The 16,659-nt window shown below is 38.9% G+C and carries 16 protein-coding genes; all 16 read right to left on the reverse strand.

Annotated elements, in window-relative coordinates; genetic code table 11:
* Positions 1-16 precede the first annotated feature (16 nt).
* Positions 17-805 (reverse strand): FkbM family methyltransferase, encoded by a 789-nt coding sequence (locus tag GGD38_RS34250; RefSeq protein ID WP_375297934.1) that lies wholly within the window; start codon positions 803-805, stop codon positions 17-19.
* A 65-nt stretch (positions 806-870) separates the two neighbouring features.
* Positions 871-2,505 (reverse strand): hypothetical protein, encoded by a 1,635-nt coding sequence (locus GGD38_RS34255; RefSeq protein WP_375297933.1) that lies wholly within the window; start codon positions 2,503-2,505, stop codon positions 871-873.
* 11 nt (positions 2,506-2,516) lie between these two features.
* Entirely contained in the window at positions 2,517-3,743 is a 1,227-nt protein-coding gene (locus GGD38_RS34260) for a glycosyltransferase (RefSeq protein WP_375297932.1), read from the reverse strand.
* 20 nt (positions 3,744-3,763) lie between these two features.
* On the reverse strand, positions 3,764-4,258 hold the full coding sequence (locus tag GGD38_RS34265; RefSeq protein ID WP_375297931.1) for an acyltransferase: 495 nt from the start codon (positions 4,256-4,258) through the stop codon (positions 3,764-3,766).
* 91 nt (positions 4,259-4,349) lie between these two features.
* On the reverse strand, positions 4,350-5,201 hold the full coding sequence (locus GGD38_RS34270) for a glycosyltransferase family 2 protein (RefSeq protein WP_375297930.1): 852 nt from the start codon (positions 5,199-5,201) through the stop codon (positions 4,350-4,352).
* Positions 5,202-6,119, reverse strand: coding sequence for a glycosyltransferase family A protein (locus GGD38_RS34275; protein ID WP_375297929.1), 918 nt, complete (start codon positions 6,117-6,119; stop codon positions 5,202-5,204).
* A 2-nt stretch (positions 6,120-6,121) separates the two neighbouring features.
* Positions 6,122-6,988 (reverse strand): alpha-1,2-fucosyltransferase, encoded by an 867-nt coding sequence (locus tag GGD38_RS34280; protein ID WP_375297928.1) that lies wholly within the window; start codon positions 6,986-6,988, stop codon positions 6,122-6,124.
* Positions 6,989-6,997: 9 nt separating this feature from the next.
* Positions 6,998-8,059 (reverse strand): NAD-dependent epimerase/dehydratase family protein, encoded by a 1,062-nt coding sequence (locus GGD38_RS34285; RefSeq protein ID WP_375297927.1) that lies wholly within the window; start codon positions 8,057-8,059, stop codon positions 6,998-7,000.
* A gap of 24 nt (positions 8,060-8,083) precedes the next feature.
* A complete protein-coding gene (locus GGD38_RS34290) occupies positions 8,084-8,845 on the reverse strand; it encodes a DUF268 domain-containing protein (protein ID WP_375297926.1) in 762 nt (253 codons plus the stop codon).
* A 1-nt stretch (position 8,846) separates the two neighbouring features.
* Positions 8,847-10,049: a hypothetical protein gene (locus GGD38_RS34295; RefSeq protein ID WP_375297925.1), complete on the reverse strand. Its 1,203-nt coding sequence runs from the start codon at positions 10,047-10,049 to the stop codon at positions 8,847-8,849.
* A 33-nt stretch (positions 10,050-10,082) separates the two neighbouring features.
* Positions 10,083-10,970 carry a glycosyltransferase family 2 protein gene (locus GGD38_RS34300; RefSeq protein ID WP_375297924.1) on the reverse strand — a complete coding sequence of 296 codons (888 nt, stop codon included), beginning with the start codon at positions 10,968-10,970 and terminating at the stop codon, positions 10,083-10,085.
* Between the two features lie 8 nt (positions 10,971-10,978).
* On the reverse strand, positions 10,979-11,980 hold the full coding sequence (locus tag GGD38_RS34305) for a hypothetical protein (protein WP_375297923.1): 1,002 nt from the start codon (positions 11,978-11,980) through the stop codon (positions 10,979-10,981).
* 45 nt (positions 11,981-12,025) lie between these two features.
* Entirely contained in the window at positions 12,026-12,640 is a 615-nt protein-coding gene (locus GGD38_RS34310; protein ID WP_375297922.1) for an acyltransferase, read from the reverse strand.
* Positions 12,616-13,542: a glycosyltransferase family 2 protein gene (locus tag GGD38_RS34315; protein ID WP_375297921.1), complete on the reverse strand. Its 927-nt coding sequence runs from the start codon at positions 13,540-13,542 to the stop codon at positions 12,616-12,618. Before GGD38_RS34315 ends, GGD38_RS34310 begins: the two co-directional genes overlap by 25 nt.
* Before the next feature lie 27 nt (positions 13,543-13,569).
* Positions 13,570-14,877, reverse strand: coding sequence for a lipopolysaccharide biosynthesis protein RfbH (gene rfbH, locus GGD38_RS34320; RefSeq protein WP_375297920.1), 1,308 nt, complete (start codon positions 14,875-14,877; stop codon positions 13,570-13,572).
* Between the two features lie 37 nt (positions 14,878-14,914).
* Positions 14,915-16,633 carry a thiamine pyrophosphate-binding protein gene (locus tag GGD38_RS34325; RefSeq protein WP_375297919.1) on the reverse strand — a complete coding sequence of 573 codons (1,719 nt, stop codon included), beginning with the start codon at positions 16,631-16,633 and terminating at the stop codon, positions 14,915-14,917.
* Between the last annotated feature and the right edge of the window lie 26 nt (positions 16,634-16,659).

Genomic DNA, 16,659 nt, shown 5'->3' on the forward strand with positions numbered 1-16,659 from the left:
TAGATTGCTCTATATACTATATTTTTTTGAAAGTGAATAAATATACATCATTATAGGCAGAACTCTTTTCGTAACCATTCTGAATTAATAAGTCTATCACGCTTTCAGATGATAAATTTAATTGCCTTAACATGGTACCATGTATTTCTATCAATATATTTTCAATAATCCCCTGCTGCAACAAATTACCTAAAGATTTAAGAGCAAAATATTCGAATCCCTCAATATCGATTTTTATTAATTTAACTTTATTCTTGCCACTTTGAGTGATTGTGCTTAATAAATCATCTAATCTTTTAACACTTATTACTTGTTTTGGCCAAAATTTACTTCGAAAAGTACTTATAAGGGAACTACTTCCGGTATTTATTGTAGGGGCCAATGTTATTTTTATCTCTTCTTCTTTTTCGCCTACTGCATAGGGTAGCAATTGGCAGTTGAAACTCCCATTTATGGATAAGTTTTTTAAAATAACCGGCCATAAACGTGATTGAGGTTCAATGGAAAAAACCTTTCCCGATGTACCAACCGCTTTTGAAGCTAAAACAGAGAACCAACCTTCATTGGCTCCCAGGTCAATAAAAATGTCACCATCAATTAAAATTTTTTTCAGCACTGCAGTCATCTCAGGTTCATAGTTATTATTTTTCTGCAGACTAAGTCCAAAATTTGAGATAGGATCAATGCAGAAGAGGTGTTCGCGTATTTTGATTGTTCGCCTTTTTATGAAAAGTGCTTTTTTTATTAGAACAGCCAATTCAACAGGTCTGATTTTTTCTCCGATTAAAGAATAAAAAATGTTCATTATTAATTTATTTAATTCAATTTTTTGCACAATTGCGTAAAAAAGTAGCAATCGCACCTATAACCTTATTTTGCGTGGGCAATTTTGTAAGCTTTTTTTATAAGTCCATTCATCGGCTGATCGTTATACCAACCGCTAAATAAAAATATATTACCGCTTTTGCTACTGTTGATCAGTGTTTCTAAATTCTCCGCTTCCTTCTTCTTATTGTTTAATCCTTCCGCTACATTTATTACCATGAATGCCTCTGGGTAAACATATTTAGTAAACATATTTACTTCAGTTGTACCCATTCTCATTTCATCGTAAGGCGTTGTATACGCAAAATACATAGTTCTTTCGTGCTCGGGAATAAGCAATACATCCGGAAATTTTTCTCTTACTTTTTTAAAGAAATCAGGATTTAAAGGATTGCCGGACGGCTCAACATTTGAGTCAATATAAAATAAAGTACAACCCCATCTTTTACGCGCATAACTTATTTTCCTGATAAGGGTAGCAGCAGGATCTTTAACAAAAAGGTGATCAATCCATCCTCCTTTAAAAACAACGGAATCGGGTCTTATACAAATACCTGTCTTAAAACCTGCATTTCTGAATTTGGCAAAATACTCATCAATTATACTATTCATTTCAGGAGCAACCTTGCCAATAAGCTCAGGAGATCCAATATAAGATAATGGATGGGGAAACTCCTGCCCTTCAATATCCCACGTAATCATGCCCTGAGCGTCCATATCTTTTAATATACTTATACTTTTATCGGCATAAGACATAAGTGACGCTTTTAACTCTTTAATATGTTCTGTATTCGTTGGTGCATTTGATGATCCCTGAAAAACCCAATTCCGGGGATTTGCTACGTTCTTATTTTGATTATAGGATGATAAAAATAAAGCACCAACTGGCCGACGGTCGGGCCATTTAAATAAAAAAGGATTGGCCTTCTTGAAATTACTATATGTTTTAGAAGCAACCTGAGATAGCAACTTATCCTTTTTGCAAAATTTTAAGGATACAGAATAACTATATACCCTCCCTGGCGCCAGCTTTATCTCAGAACGGCTGTCAAAATCCTGCATTCCTGTAAATGGATGGCTACCGGTCCAGAGTCTATAAGTAGTACCATTTGTATTGTTTTCTTCAAGCAACCCTGTATAAATTTTCTTTGTAACGTCAGGATTTTCAATCATTAAATTATAAGTATCTAAATAAGCAATAATTACTGAGGGGCCGGCTATATTGTTTGAATAATAGGGATTGTAAGGCTGGATGTTATCTGGCTTTTTACCAAAATTTAAAGTCAATGGGCAAATGCTTACCCCACTTAAAGTATCAGCAGAAGTATTTGTCAGCGTAATTTGTATAAATAACGTATCGGCCAATTGTTTAAAATTACAGGCTAATAATATATTATTAAATACCGAAGTAAACTCTCGTTTTTCGTCATTCCAATCATGTTTTGTCACATACGACCATTGGTCGGTTATTTTGCCCTTCTTGTTTATTAATTTTACAGCCTCAATAGCAACGGGTGCTCCAATGTGTTTATTCAAATTTACAAGTTCAATATTATTGTAGCTAAGTTGATGAACACCCCAGGGAGCACCATAATTAAGACTCAATCCCTGCGATAACAAAACTCCAGGAACAAAAACCAAACAAAGAAATAAATGAATCTTGAACATCTTTTTTGACACAGGATATAGGATTAAATTTCTTTTATAAAATCAGATACACGATTTGTATAACTGTCCCACGTATATTGTAACGCAGTTTTCCGCGCCTCATACCGCATTTGTTGAAACGTTATATTATCCATACCGCGCAGTTCTTCTATGGCTTTAATAATGGCCTGTGTATCCCGAATGGGAACCAGAAATCCGTTCTTCCTGTCGCGAATCACTTCGGTAGCATTAGTATTGGGCGTTGTAATAACAGGCAACCCGGCACCCATGGCCTCTACGGTAACCAATCCAAAACCTTCGAGTATACTTGGAAACAATAATGCATCGTATTGTTGATAGGTTTTGAATAGCTCCTGTTGAGTAATTCCTGATCTGTACTGATATTTATCCTTATATGATTTAAATGCATTACCACTTCCGTACAGATTGCCTATAATATGAAGCTCAACATCCTTTTTATTAAATGCCCGCATGGCCTCCAGTGCATATTTAATGCCTTTACGCTGGGTTACTCTGCCGGCATATAATAACCGTAATGGCCGGTTGGCAATAGATTCGCTTTCTTCGGAAAAGGAAACACTCTTTGCATCGAAACCCAGGGGAATTACAGTTACTTTTGACTCATCTATGCCTTCCTGCACCAGGGTTTGTTTCAGAAAAGCTGAAATGGCGATTACTTTTTGGGCTATAACCGGTTCTTCCACCATGCGTTTTTCAAAATAAGCAGGGAAGGATGCAAAATCAATACTATCGGCCCATTCGGGATGTAACGCAGCCTCTTCCTGCAAAATTCGCTTTGCAAAGGGAACATGCGCAATGGTCATTTCACAAATACTTGGTTTCCCCATTTCATTACTAACTGCTAAACAATTGCGGCAACTGCCCTGGAAGCCCCAATAAGCGTCAAAAGAAAGCTTTGACAACTTACGCGAAAGGTCATTGTCAAAAGCAACATCCCGTTTAAATACAAGCTCGGTAATAGCAGGCGTGTTACCTTTCAATCTTCTTACCACCTGTTCCCGTACTTCATACTTCCAGGCCGATCCCACGTATTTACCACCTAATCCTTGCAAATACCGGCGCGACAAGAACGACAGTCCTGCTTTTTCAATCAATCGTTGCAAAACAATACTGGTAATATAGCTGCTTGTATAAAACCTCTTTAAATTACCCAGGTCATATAATGCCTTTGCAACATAATAAGAATGTTGCTTACCCGAATGTGAAATTACTATTTGCTTATTCTGCAATTTGAACTAAATATTATGGATTACTCTTTAACCTTTTCTATCGTAAATATGTTTTTTATCAGCTTTGCAGGCACCCCTCCAATAATGGAACCGGCCGGAAAGCTTTTGGTCACTACAGCCCCTGCGGCTACTACACAATTATCACCCAAGATTACATCTTTCAATATAACCACCTTGGCGCCGATCCAACAATTATCGCCTATTATAACTGAACCAACTTGCATAGGCGTATCGGTGGGAGACAAGCCGGGGCCATATGTATGATTAGAGTCTGTTATAAATATATCAGGGCCAAACATGTTTTTATTACCGATCGTAATAGTTCCGCATGCATCGAGGATCAGTCCCCTGTTAAAATAATTACCATTCCCTATTATAATTCTTTTCTTGCTATGGAACTCATCTGCAGGCCATAATTTATAGCCTTCTGTAAATGCATTATTATTACCTATTTGGATCTGGATTGCCCTACGGAATAGTCCCTTTTCAAAACGATTCCCTGATCCTATCTGCATTCCAAATAATTTGTAAAAGAAGAATCTTATTCTGCTTTTCAAACTCACAGGATATTTTACGAAAAACGCTTCTAAAGAAGGGAATGCCATTTTATTTTAATTGCAGGTAATGTTTGAAAGTCTTCATTGATACCGCTTTCCGTTTAGTTTTGCCGGCTAGCACGCACTTAAAGAAATCACCGAACCCTTTAAAGAATGGTTTTAATAACGGAACCTCCTTAAAGCTATAAGAAAATTTAAAAAGCTTCCAGAGCTTAACAGTTATAAATGGAATTAATAACATGGCAGGAGTTCTCCTGTAGGCGAAAATAAGATCGTTGCATACACCTGAGCGGTGTTGAAATGGAATATTGCGGGCCACGCTGGTTTTATCGTGCCAAACATACAGGCCTTTTAATAGGATGATTTTGTAACCGGCATCCATCAAACGAATACACAGATCCTTTTCTTCTCCACCATATAAACCGGGTGTAGGAATATAAGCGCCTACTTTTTTCACAGCCTCTACATTTAGCAAATGTCCGCAACCGATATACATATGGGTTACAACCGGAGTTATTTCCACCTTGGGAGTGTCAGGATTCTCAGGGCCAACGATCTCAAAGGCGATGGCGCCAATGGATTTATCCTTTTTGAAATGGTCGATAGCGATTTTTAAGGCATCGTTATCCATAAACCACGAGTCATCGTCGAGGCTGGCAAATAACTCAGCATCGCTTATTTCAAGAAAATGATTTCTTGCATATAAATATCCTCTTGGAATATCGGAGATAATCCAGTTAACCTGCGGGTATTTATGGGCGAGTGTAGGAGTGGCATCACTGGAGGCATCATCGAATATGGTAATTACTTTCTCGGTATATGTTTGATCCAAAGCAGACTGAATTGCTTTAGGTATTATCTCAAATCTATTTTTGGATGTAATGCCAATATGAACCTTCATCTATGTACTTTTCAATATTTGTTTTGTTCCGTTAAATTTTCCTTTAAGGAATGCAGGCTTATAAATATTCCTTGTGGCAACTGCAAAATACAATTGATGGATAATGAGTTTCAGGTAAGGCATCAGCCCTTTTTGCTTCATCACTTTTCGCATTACATAATACCTGTTCACCAAATCCATTTCGGACATTACCTGCACATTGTTCTTTTGTACACCTGGCTGGGTATCGTGAAAAATGCGGGCAGTTCTAACGTTATACAAACGGGATGTTTGTGCAACACGCAACGACAGCACCAGGTCTTCCATTAATGAATATCCTTCAAAGTGCCTGTCAAACACAGGATCGGGTAATTGATCCTTTTTATATAAAGTGCAGGTTGTATTTAACCACTCTACCGGTACTACGTCGCCCAACGACTGGTCATCGGCAGGTAATAAGTTCACCACCGGCCCAAAAACCTTACCAGCAAAATCATTCGCCCGTTTACCCATCATGGCCTGATAAAACAAGCGGGTAATAAATCTGGGAGTAGTGTAATGCTGGTTAGTTATCAAGGCATTCACGCCGCCAGCGTCTTTACTATGCTGCAAAGCATTCCATAAGTTCAATATACAATCCGGTTCCAGTAAAATATCATCATCCATAAAGCCGATAACATCGCATGTGGCCTTTTGTATCCCCTGGTTTCGCTGCTTTGCAGCGCCTAATTCAACGGCTCGTTGATAAAGTACTTGAGAGGAAAGCCCATGAATAGGCTCCTTCAAAAGCAAAAAGGTCTTTTCATCTATAGAACCATCTATGATGATGATTTCCTGGGGCTGATGAATCTGTTGGCCTACTGAACGAAGTGTATTTGCAAGGATAGTGCTCCTATTCGCAGTGGCCATCACAATTGAGATCGGCAATAAATTAGCCATTGCTATAATTTTATCCAGCTTTTCGGTATCAGATCAATTTCGGCCGACAAGTGCTTGCTCGTCCACTTTGTAGGACAAATCACCATTTTGTTGCTTCTATTGTTTAACCACGCTCCCCACCAGCTAAAAGAACTATTGGCTATAATATGATGATTGCAGCTGCTCATAATTCTCAAATCCTCATAACTGGTATTTGCATCGTTCATATCAACAAAGACCATGGGATAATTCTGCGATAAATTCGCCTTTACCCATGCCATATCATCGGAGAATATAAAAAAAACCGGGTCACTCACTTTAGAGGCCATATAAGCCATGGCCTTTTTATAATACTCCATGTCACAGGTGCCATGCGCACTATTGGTGTGTGCAACTGTAACATAATCTCCCCTTCTTATGTGCAACGATATGGCATTTGACTGTGCTACCTGCTGCAAAATTTTTGCATTTGCTTCAGAAGGGCCCAAACGGGGCTGCAACTCTTTTAACAGTATATCGCGCACAGAAAGAATATAATTTTCTGCCTGCCAAAAACCGGTTACATACGACCCATCGGGGATATCAAAAAAAGCCGCATCAAATACATAGTCAGCTTTCTCTTTCACTAATTTATTTTCCGGATTACGCCCTGTTAAAAGCCACCATCGTTTTTCAAACCGTTTTTTGGGTTTACAGTTTGCCAACTCCTTTTTTGTTGCAAACTCCACTGACAGATTGAAAAAGTCGAGGTTGTATGAGCGTTTTACAAATTTATACGGATCATCAAATTCAACTTTAAAGGGAATATTCCTCTTTAAAGATAAAGCCCGGGCGGCAGCATATTGAAACAGTTGGTTACCAACACCGCCCATTAGTTGAAAGACAAACATATTTACTTATTAAACCAACGAGGCCTGGCGGGTTATCCAGCTATTGTAGATTTCTCTGAATGTTGTTTCGAGATCCCTTGTAATATTCCAATTGGGATAATGTGCACGCATTTTACGCAAATCGCTGTAATAACAAATATGATCGCCAATTCTATTGGTTTCATCATATTTATATTTCATTTTTATACCTGATATCTTTTCAATTAACGCAAAAGCTTCCAGAATTGAACAGGTATTGTCTTTACCGCCACCTAAATTATATACTTCACCTGAGCGAGGTGCTTTTATAAACTCTTCTATGAATCTTGCCACATCGTAGGAATGTATATTATCGCGCACCTGTTTTCCTTTGTAGCCGAACACGGTGTATGTTCTTTCTTCCAGGTTACAACGTATTAAATAGCTTAAAAAACCGTGTAATTCAACGCCACTATGATTGGGACCGGTTAAGCAACCGCCACGTAAACAACAGGTTGGCATGCCAAAATACCGGCCATACTCCTGCACCATAACATCTGCAGCTACTTTCGAGGCGCCAAAAAGGGAGTGTTTACTTTGGTCTATTGTAAAGGTTTCCGGTATACCAAATTCATATGCTGTATCACTATAATCCCAACGGGTGTCCAGTTCTTTCATGGCAATGGAATTAGGAGCATCTCCATACACTTTATTAGTACTCATGTGAACGAAAGGAATTTGAATACTATATCGTCTAACGGCTTCCAATAAGTTTAAAGTTCCCACAGCATTGGTATCAAAATCGTCAAATGGAATCGCCGCAGCTCTGTCGTGGCTAGGTTGCGCCGCAGTATGTACTACAGCATCGGGTTTAACAGTGGCAATTAATTGTATAACACCTTCGCGGTTACGTATGTCCAGTTCGTGATGATGAAAATTGCCGATGGTTGTTTGCAATCTTTTTTGGTTCCAGCGAGTATCTCCCTGGACTCCAAAAAACACAGCCCGCTGATTATTATCTACTCCATGGATTTCATAACCAAGGTTAGCGAAGTGCATGCATACTTCAGAACCTATAAGACCGGAAGAACCTGTTACCAGTAACTTTGCCATTTATAACTTGTTAACTTTTAAATACTATTGTTTTTTAAACCAATAAAGTCCGCAGCTGTAATTTGCTTTTGTATAATCTTTAGGATCTACGTTACGATGAAATTTACCTTCATCATCTACCACACTGAACTCTTGCAGCACCAGCTTATCTAATATCCGTAAAGGAGTAAGAGGAGACAGTATTCTTTGTGCATTAAATTCAACACGCTCCCTGCCTATAGGCATGCTTAAATATAAATTGCCATTTTTTGCAAGTATCCTGCTTAATTCCAGCACTGCATTTTCGAATCCCTTCGGGTCAATCTCGTCGCCATATCTCCCCAGGCCAATATGTTCTACCGTATGTAAACATGAAATAGAATGTATACTTGCTGTTTCGAATGGTAACGATAAAATGCTGCCTTGCACAAAGTGAAGGCCTTCCAAATCGAAATCGGGCTTACGGATGTCTACACATACTATCTTGCAGATAGCTGTAGCCTGGCCAACAAAGCCATCGAACCTGCTGCCTACATCATAATGAACATCAGCTCCATTATTTTTTAAAAGGCGAAGCGCCCATATATCCTGAAAGAAATAATGCCCGCCTCCTGATTGGGTATCGTGATTAGGCAGCTGTAAATAAGGCGCCAGGTACCGGTAGGTGGCATTACCACCCATACGCTTAAACCGTGCATACGATCTTAAATATTTTATGTAAGCGCCGGGAAGAGAAAATGGATGCTTGAGAAAAAAGTACCGAACAGGTTGAAATAATCTCCAGCTTCCTTTTATAAAGTCTGTCATATTATTGTGCTAAAAATAATTTATTGCGTTCCAAATTTCCCATACAAAGATTATTTGCAAGTACACCGAAATTCTTTTCATATGAAAAATAGGTATCGCCTGTTTGCTTTATCCACATGGCCGCATTATATCGGGCATATTCATTTCTCAGACCACGCACCATTTCTTCAATGTCTTCCAGTTTGATAGTGGTTAAAACCAATGGATATTTTTGTTGAAGCGCCCATTTCATGATAGCCGATTCTTCAGGTCCCCACATTAAAACAGGCAGCCCGGTAGCTGAATAGTCAACCATTTTGCTTGAAAAGTTATACCGGAAAGGAGTGCTGTCTTCAAAAGAATTGAGCATTATATTAACATCAACTTGCTGGTATAAAAATTCCTTAAGCTCTTCGGGATGAACAAAACCGTTAATTGTTACATGGTCTTTACCAAGCCATTCCATTTTTTCCAAATGTGATTTATTAGCATCTGAAAAAATGGTCAACCGACAATTCTCTTTATATAACACCCCTGCCAACTGGTTCAACATGGTAACAAAACTGGCTGTATGCAACGAACCTGCGTAACAAAAATGCAGCGAGGGTTTCTTTTGTTTAATTCTTTCTGGTACTGGCCGTGTGATATCGTTTATTCCCCGTGAAGGGTATAATATATCACCCTTTACCCCGAACAGACTGGCATAATATTCCTCCATATTTGGGGAAATGCACATGCGAGATGTTGCATGCCGGTATGTCTTTTTAAACCCCTTTTTAAGCAACCAGTTCACCAGCGAGCCATGGCGTTCGGCTGTTAAAATGTCATCATGCAGGATCAAATGAAGCGGTAGCCTGCATTTTCTGGAAATAAAATATGCCTTTATCCAGGAAAATCTGAAAGTAACAGTGAGTATAACTTCGGGACGGAAATTGCAGATAATCTTCTTCTCTGCTTTTCCAATAAACAGTGAGTTTTTGAACTCTATTAAAGAACCTATAAAATAAAACCTGGTTCTTTTTAAGCGTGTTGCTAACCTGGATTTATTTTCAAAATACGTAACTTCCTTAATAGATCGTGCCTGGTTAACCGGGGTAGTTTGAACAATATATAAGTTTTCTTTAGGATAATTTTCAAGCAGCCGGTATAATAATGTTGAACCGGCCGACATCAATTCCACTGCAACATCTGTTACAACTAAAACACGGGGCAAACTACGATCCATTGCGCTTTTTAAATTCATTTTTCTATTAAATCCTTACAACATCAAGGTACATTCCTGAATAGCCTGCTTTGAATATTTGCTGTATTTAACAGGTTTCAATGTTTTTAGAACCTCTCCATTATTATAGGGCTTACCTGTTAACTTGAAATATACCTTAAGCAATGTGTGTTTTACACCACTGGCTTTCGTTGCACTGTCTTCACAAACCTGTTTATACAAATCCGTACGTTCAGGAGCGTATTGGTCGTATATTTTAACAAATTCCGATTGTCTTTTTTTTCCACCGTGGCTGCTTTTGTGATTGGGATGCGCCCTGTACATTGATAAACATTCTTGAATAGCAATAAATGGCACGCCGCATTGTTTCGCCCGCAAAAACCATTGCCAGTCAAGCCCAAAATGCAGTTCCTCAGTGAGGTAACCTACTTTTTCGAAGGTAGCTTTTGACCAGAAAGACGAGGGCTGAATAATAAAATCCACGTGCTGCAGGGAATATAGCCGTGCTGCTTCTACTACGTTGCTGCCAATTGCCTCAACGCCATCATTTGCATATTTAAAATGTATGCAGTTGCCAAAATAAATAGCGCTGTTGTTTTCTTTCATTTTGGCGGCCATGATATACAATGCACCCGGCATAAACATATCGTCGCTATTCAACCAGCAGAAAATGTCACCGGTGGCTTTTTTAAACCCTTTGTTGATGGCTTCAGCCTGCCCGCCATCTTTTTCACTTACCCAATATGATATTTTTGATTCATATTTTTTAATGATGGAAACGGTATTATCAGTACTTCCACCATCGATAACGATGTATTCAAGATTAGGATAATTTTGCCCGATAACAGACAATATGGTTTCTTCTATAAACTGTCCCTGATTATAGGAAGGCGTGATAACTGATATTTTGGGAAAGTCTGTCATGTCGGATGTTAAATATTAGCTAAGGCAGTTCTAAAGTTTTTTGGCAAAGCTCTGAGCGTGCGAATAGCCATTCTTTTTAAAAGTGGCTTCTTTTTCCATTTCTGTTGCAGGTATTGTTCACGCTTCAATATATAAGAGCACTTGAGAGGTGAATAAAAAAGGTATCCTGCGGCTTTTAACTCGTCGTTATAACCCTTATACAACTGAACCAAATCAGGGCGGTCTTTCATGTAAAACCTGTTATAATAGTGTACAGGTAGTTCACCGGTATCTATCCTGAAGGAGCTGAAGTGAAAGAATTTCAGGGTGTTTGTTCCGTTTATAATTATTTCATTATTGCTGTAGGTTAAATAACGCTCGTGTAAATTCCAGGGCGCCATATTACACCCGTTGTCGTTTAACACACAAACATCCCTGAAAAAAACAGGAACAAGGTTGATATATAACTGATCTACATAAAGCCCATATTGCACCGACGAATAGCCCTGCTCATAGGTGCGTTCCTTCCACCAGCTTATAAATTTGTTTGACTCTTCTGTAACACGAATCGCAACAAAGCCAAGATTATAAATACCAAAATTTAAAAAAGTGTTTTCACCAGGTGATTTACCATCGAGCGGAATAGGTGTATAAATATGTGGCGTTAAAACTATCGAGCCGTTTTCAAGCGCCGATTGAATGGTAGTAAGCGGTGAATAGATCTTGATATCCGGATCGAGGTAAATAATTTGTTGTTCTTTGCGTTCATTGGCCAGATATTCGAATATGCGTGGCTTTATACAGGTATTTAACTCAACAATATCGTATTTAATGATCAGCTCGTGCAGTTTAGGTTCCACCTCATGTATAGGCAGTACCTCAAACGGGATAGTGCTATAATCAACAGCAGTGGTACGCTCATCAACAAGCACAACTACAAAGCCGGCCCCGGGATGGTGTTTTGCAATTGAGTTACCAAGCACTGTAGCCTGCGCCAGGTAGTTATTAGAACAAATGGTAAAAAATATCACGTTAAAAATTAGTGTGCTTGCTTTTAAATGCTGCGAGCAGGGGTTTTATAATGATTTCAAAATTTTAGCCGGAATGCCGGCAATTACGCTATTTGGAGGAACGCTTTTTGTAACCACGGCATTTGCGCCTATAATAGAATTTTTACCAATGGTAACATCAGGCATAATACATACACCTTCCCCAATCCAAACATTATCTTCTATTATTACAGGCCCTTTAGAAAATAGCTTTCTTTTCGTCGGTGGTATCATTTTTAACTCTTCATTGATTTCTCCATGAAAATGATCTGAAATATAAACACGGCTTGCTAACAACACGTTGTTACCTATTGTGACTTTATTGATGCATCCAATGTGGCAATCAGAATTGAAACACACATTATCACCAATAATCAATTCGGGCTTGAATTTCTGACCTTCATATTCATCCCATGCTTCTAACCTCAGGTTAAATAAAGCACTGAAATTACTTCCTATACTTATATACTGCGGCTTCTTTATCATATAAGGCTCCATTATAAAATAAGGGTCGCCAAATGACTTAAATGATCGCCTTAGTTTATCGATCTCCTCTTTCTCAAGCTTCACATAAGCCGGATGGTGCACAATCCGATATACAAGTTTTGCGATTTGCTTTATGAAAAAAGACTTAATGCCCATTTTTTATTTAAAACATATTTTCTCCAAAAAATAGGATACCTCCAAAAACTTTTTCCCATTTCATATAAAAACACAACGCTGTTCATTTTAAAAACAGTAACGTTGTTATAATAGTATACAAAAAAACTGTCTAATAAATTGGTATTTACAATAGTCTTCAACTGCTTATTATAACCCTGTTTTACAAAGTCATTCATTATGCGATTGAAATTGTGTGCAAAAACTTTTACAAGACTATACCCACCAGTATTATTTCCCTGGCAGATCAACAACTCATTATCAATAATGATATTTTTTTCAGCATGAAAAAGGGCGGGTATGGTCCAGCCAAGTTGAACCAGATTTGTATCTAAAAATTTTGAACTATTAATATTCAGATCTGTAACAACTGCTTTGTTTACAATGTTACCAGTAATAAAAGTAATCCAGTAATGAACTTTGCCCAGGAACGCTGAATTGTTAGTATCCTCACTCCAATTGAGTTTGGATACGGGTGCAGGCGTATATTCGTCAGGATTAAGCATCCACTTACTGCGGATATAACAAATTCCCACAGTAGGGTTTTGTGTCAGAATCTCTATTATCTGCGGTAAGCTACCCGGAACCAAATAATCGTCGTCCCCCATTATCCATACAAATCTTCCCTTTGCACGCTCATAACATTGTACAATATTTTTATCTACGCCAATATTTGTTTCGTTTTTAATATACGAAATGACAAGACCCTGTTGTATGTATTTATTTACAACTTCAGTAGTTGCATCGGAAGAACAGTTATCAGATATGATTATTTCGACCTTCCCTCCGGCATCATTAATTTGGCCCAGTAGATAATAAAGAGACCTTTCTAAAAACGTACACCTATTGTAAGTTGGGATTGCTATAGTTAATAAGGGCTCCATTCAAATTTCTGTTGATAACGTTGCTGGTTATTTTGCTTTTAAAAAAGTATCTATCTGCTCCTGCATATAATCATAATGCTCTTCCTGCAATCCCGGCCATACACCTAGCCAAAACGCGTCGTTCATTACCTTATCGGTATTGTCAAGCGTATTTAATATTCTATATCTGGAATTTTTATAAGCCGCTTGTTTAATCAAATTGCCACCAAACAACAACCTTGTGCCAATCTTATTGGCTTCCAGATGCTGTACCAGTTCATTCCTGTTTATTTTAGCTCCGTCGCGGATAGTAATAAGAAATCCAAACCAACTTGGGTCTGAATTAGGCGTTGCCTCGGGAAGAATAAAATGCTCTTCAAAGGGCTTTAACTTATTACGTAACATCTCAAAGTTTTCACGGCGGCGGGCGATGAAATGATCTACTTTTTTTAACTGGCTCACACCGATCGCAGCCTGCATATCGGTAGCTTTTAAGTTAAAGCCTATATGTGAGTACGTATATTTATGATCATAACCAAATGGCATATCACCCACCTGCTGGCAAAAACGTTCACCACATGTATTGTCCTTACCAGGTTCACACCAGCAATCGCGGCCCCAATCTCTGAAGCTTTCAGCTATTTTTTTCAATTTGGCATTGTTGATCAATACCGCGCCACCTTCACCCATGGTTATATGATGCGCAGGGTAAAATGAAACGGTAGCAAGATCTCCAAACGAGCCTGTTTTTTTGCCTTTGTAAGTAGCGCCTAATGAATCGCAATCATCCTCAATCACCCACAGGTTGTGTTTCTTGGCCACCTCCATCACTATATCTAAATTGAATGGATTTCCTAAAGTATGCGCTATAAAAATGGCCTTCGTTTTAGGTGTGATGGCAGATTCAATTTCTTCGGCCTTGATATTATAAGTGGGAATATCTATGTCAAGAAAAACAGGAACACAACCAAATTGAATGATGGGGTTTACTGTTGTAGGAAATCCGGCAGCTACTGAAATAACTTCATCGCCAGGCTTCAATGCCCGATCACCCAGTTTGGGCGAGGTTAATGTATAAAAAGCCAACAGGTTTGCAGATGAACCGGAGTTAACCAGCAAGGAGAACCGCGACCCAAAAAAGCGGGCAAGCTCTCTTTCAAATTGTGTGGCAAATCTTCCGGCAGTTAGCCATGCATCCAGCACAGATTCTACTCCCATCATAATGTCTTGCTCATCAATGATCTTTCCTGTTACAGGTATATAGTGTTCGCCAGGAATAATTTGCCGTTGTAATTTCTGCCTTAGCTTTTCCTGAGCCTCTTGTGTTAGTATTGAACTTTGAATGGTTGACGACATTGTATGTTATTTCTTAATCAAAACTTTTTATATCCCTTTAAGTTCCTTCCATATCAATCGGTTTCGAAAACGGTTCCATTTCTGTAATGGGTTTTCCAAACGCAATTTTAGGGTAGGTATTAGTATGTGGATCAATCATCACCTGCAACAATACCGGCTTACTGGCATTTGCATCATTCCACATCCACTTTATAGCATCTTCTATTTCATGTTCATCTGAAACTGTTTTTGCACTTATACCATATCCTTCGGCCACTTTTTGAAAGTCAGGCGCACTATAACCCCAATAAGTAGACTGGTACCTCGATTCAAAATAGCTATCCTGGAACTGCCTGATCATTCCCAGGTTCTTATTGTTCATTACCACAATTTTTACAGGCAGTTGATTGCGAACAATTGTTTGTAACTCCTGGATGTTGATTTGCATGCAACCATCGCCCACTATTGTTACAACCGGCTTTACTCCAAGTGCGAATGACGCACCAATGCTTGCCGGCAAAGCAAAGCCCATAGCGCCCATACCAGCCGAAGTCAGGAACAACTGGTCTTTGGTAACTTCTATTGACTGAGCAGCCCACATTTGATGACTTCCCACATCAACCAGATACGCACCTGCTTTGTCGCTATTTTTTGACAGCAGGTGATTAAATTTATTAGGATTGATCGTACTTACAGACAACTCTTTTGTATCGGGCCATTTATCTTTTAACTCCCAGATCTTTTCGAACCACTCTGTTTTTTTTGTAAAACTAACTTCACTTGAATGTTTACAGAATGAAACAAAGAAATCTTTTACATCAGCCACTACCGGATGGCAGCCTTTAATCCTATTGTTAATTTCGCCAGGGTCACAATCAATATGGAAAATTGTCTTTGACTCAAAATACTTTGCGTCTGCGCCGGTTTGCCTGATATCTAATCTGCTTCCGGCAACAATAAGCAGATCACTTTCACCCAATGCAATATTCGCCCACCTGTTTCCATAACTGCCAATGAAGCCAATCCGAAAAGGATGATCATATTCTATAGCATCTACGGCCAACAATGAGGTTACTACCGGTATTTGGGTTTTTGCAATAAACGCACGCATCTCTTCTATCGCAAATCCTGCCCTAACGCCGCGCCCTACCAACAACAAAGGTCTTTTTGCCTGCTGAATGGCTTCTGTTATTTTATCAAGGTCTGTGGCATTTAATACAGTGGGCGTTTTGTCTTTCTTCGTTATCTCCGGCGCTTCTATCTGGCATCGCTGCACATCCATTGGGATATCGATCAACACAGGCCCGGGTCTTCCTTCCGTTGCAAGTTTAAATGCTTCTTCTAAAATGGCAGGGATCTGATGCTCATCTTTCACCAGATAAGCGGCTTTTGTTATCGGCCTGGCCATCGCTACAATATCGGTTTCCTGAAAACCCAGTTGCCGTATTGGTCTATCGCCCTTTTGTTCGTGACGGTTAACCTGCCCGGTTATAAAAATGGCAGGTATAGAGTCGAAATAACAACTACCAATTCCCGTTAACAGGTTGGTAGCGCCGGGACCGCTGGTGGCAAGTGCAATACCAGGCAATCCTGTTATTCTGCCATAAGCATCTGCAGCAAATGATGCACCCTGCTCGTGGTGCATGGTAATGATATGAACTTTTGTTTTTTGTCCAATGGAATCCAGTAAATGGGTGATCATTCCGCCAGACAATTCAAAAATATATTCAATACCTTTTCGCTCGATAAAATAGGCTATGTAATCAGAGACTTTCATATTGTTTTTTATCGAATAATGGCAAT

Origin of the sequence: Niastella sp. OAS944, from assembly GCA_024809215.1 — a bacterium.
Classification (GTDB): domain Bacteria; phylum Bacteroidota; class Bacteroidia; order Chitinophagales; family Chitinophagaceae; genus Niastella.

What these genes read in the sequence shown, in the direction of transcription:
- GGD38_RS34250 (WP_375297934.1), bottom strand. Translation starts at nt 805, where the DNA reads ATGAACATTTTTTATTCTTTAATCGGAGAAAAAATCAGACCTGTTGAA.
- GGD38_RS34265 (WP_375297931.1), bottom strand. Translation starts at nt 4,258, where the DNA reads ATGCAGATAGGATCAGGGAATCGTTTTGAAAAGGGACTATTCCGTAGG.
- GGD38_RS34270 (WP_375297930.1), bottom strand. Translation starts at nt 5,201, where the DNA reads ATGAAGGTTCATATTGGCATTACATCCAAAAATAGATTTGAGATAATA.
- GGD38_RS34275 (WP_375297929.1), bottom strand. Translation starts at nt 6,119, where the DNA reads ATGGCTAATTTATTGCCGATCTCAATTGTGATGGCCACTGCGAATAGG.
- GGD38_RS34280 (WP_375297928.1), bottom strand. Translation starts at nt 6,988, where the DNA reads ATGTTTGTCTTTCAACTAATGGGCGGTGTTGGTAACCAACTGTTTCAA.
- GGD38_RS34285 (WP_375297927.1), bottom strand. Translation starts at nt 8,059, where the DNA reads ATGGCAAAGTTACTGGTAACAGGTTCTTCCGGTCTTATAGGTTCTGAA.
- GGD38_RS34290 (WP_375297926.1), bottom strand. Translation starts at nt 8,845, where the DNA reads ATGACAGACTTTATAAAAGGAAGCTGGAGATTATTTCAACCTGTTCGG.
- GGD38_RS34295 (WP_375297925.1), bottom strand. Translation starts at nt 10,049, where the DNA reads ATGGATCGTAGTTTGCCCCGTGTTTTAGTTGTAACAGATGTTGCAGTG.
- GGD38_RS34300 (WP_375297924.1), bottom strand. Translation starts at nt 10,970, where the DNA reads ATGACAGACTTTCCCAAAATATCAGTTATCACGCCTTCCTATAATCAG.
- GGD38_RS34310 (WP_375297922.1), bottom strand. Translation starts at nt 12,640, where the DNA reads ATGGGCATTAAGTCTTTTTTCATAAAGCAAATCGCAAAACTTGTATAT.
- GGD38_RS34315 (WP_375297921.1), bottom strand. Translation starts at nt 13,542, where the DNA reads ATGGAGCCCTTATTAACTATAGCAATCCCAACTTACAATAGGTGTACG.
- rfbH (WP_375297920.1), bottom strand. Translation starts at nt 14,877, where the DNA reads ATGTCGTCAACCATTCAAAGTTCAATACTAACACAAGAGGCTCAGGAA.
- GGD38_RS34325 (WP_375297919.1), bottom strand. Translation starts at nt 16,633, where the DNA reads ATGAAAGTCTCTGATTACATAGCCTATTTTATCGAGCGAAAAGGTATT.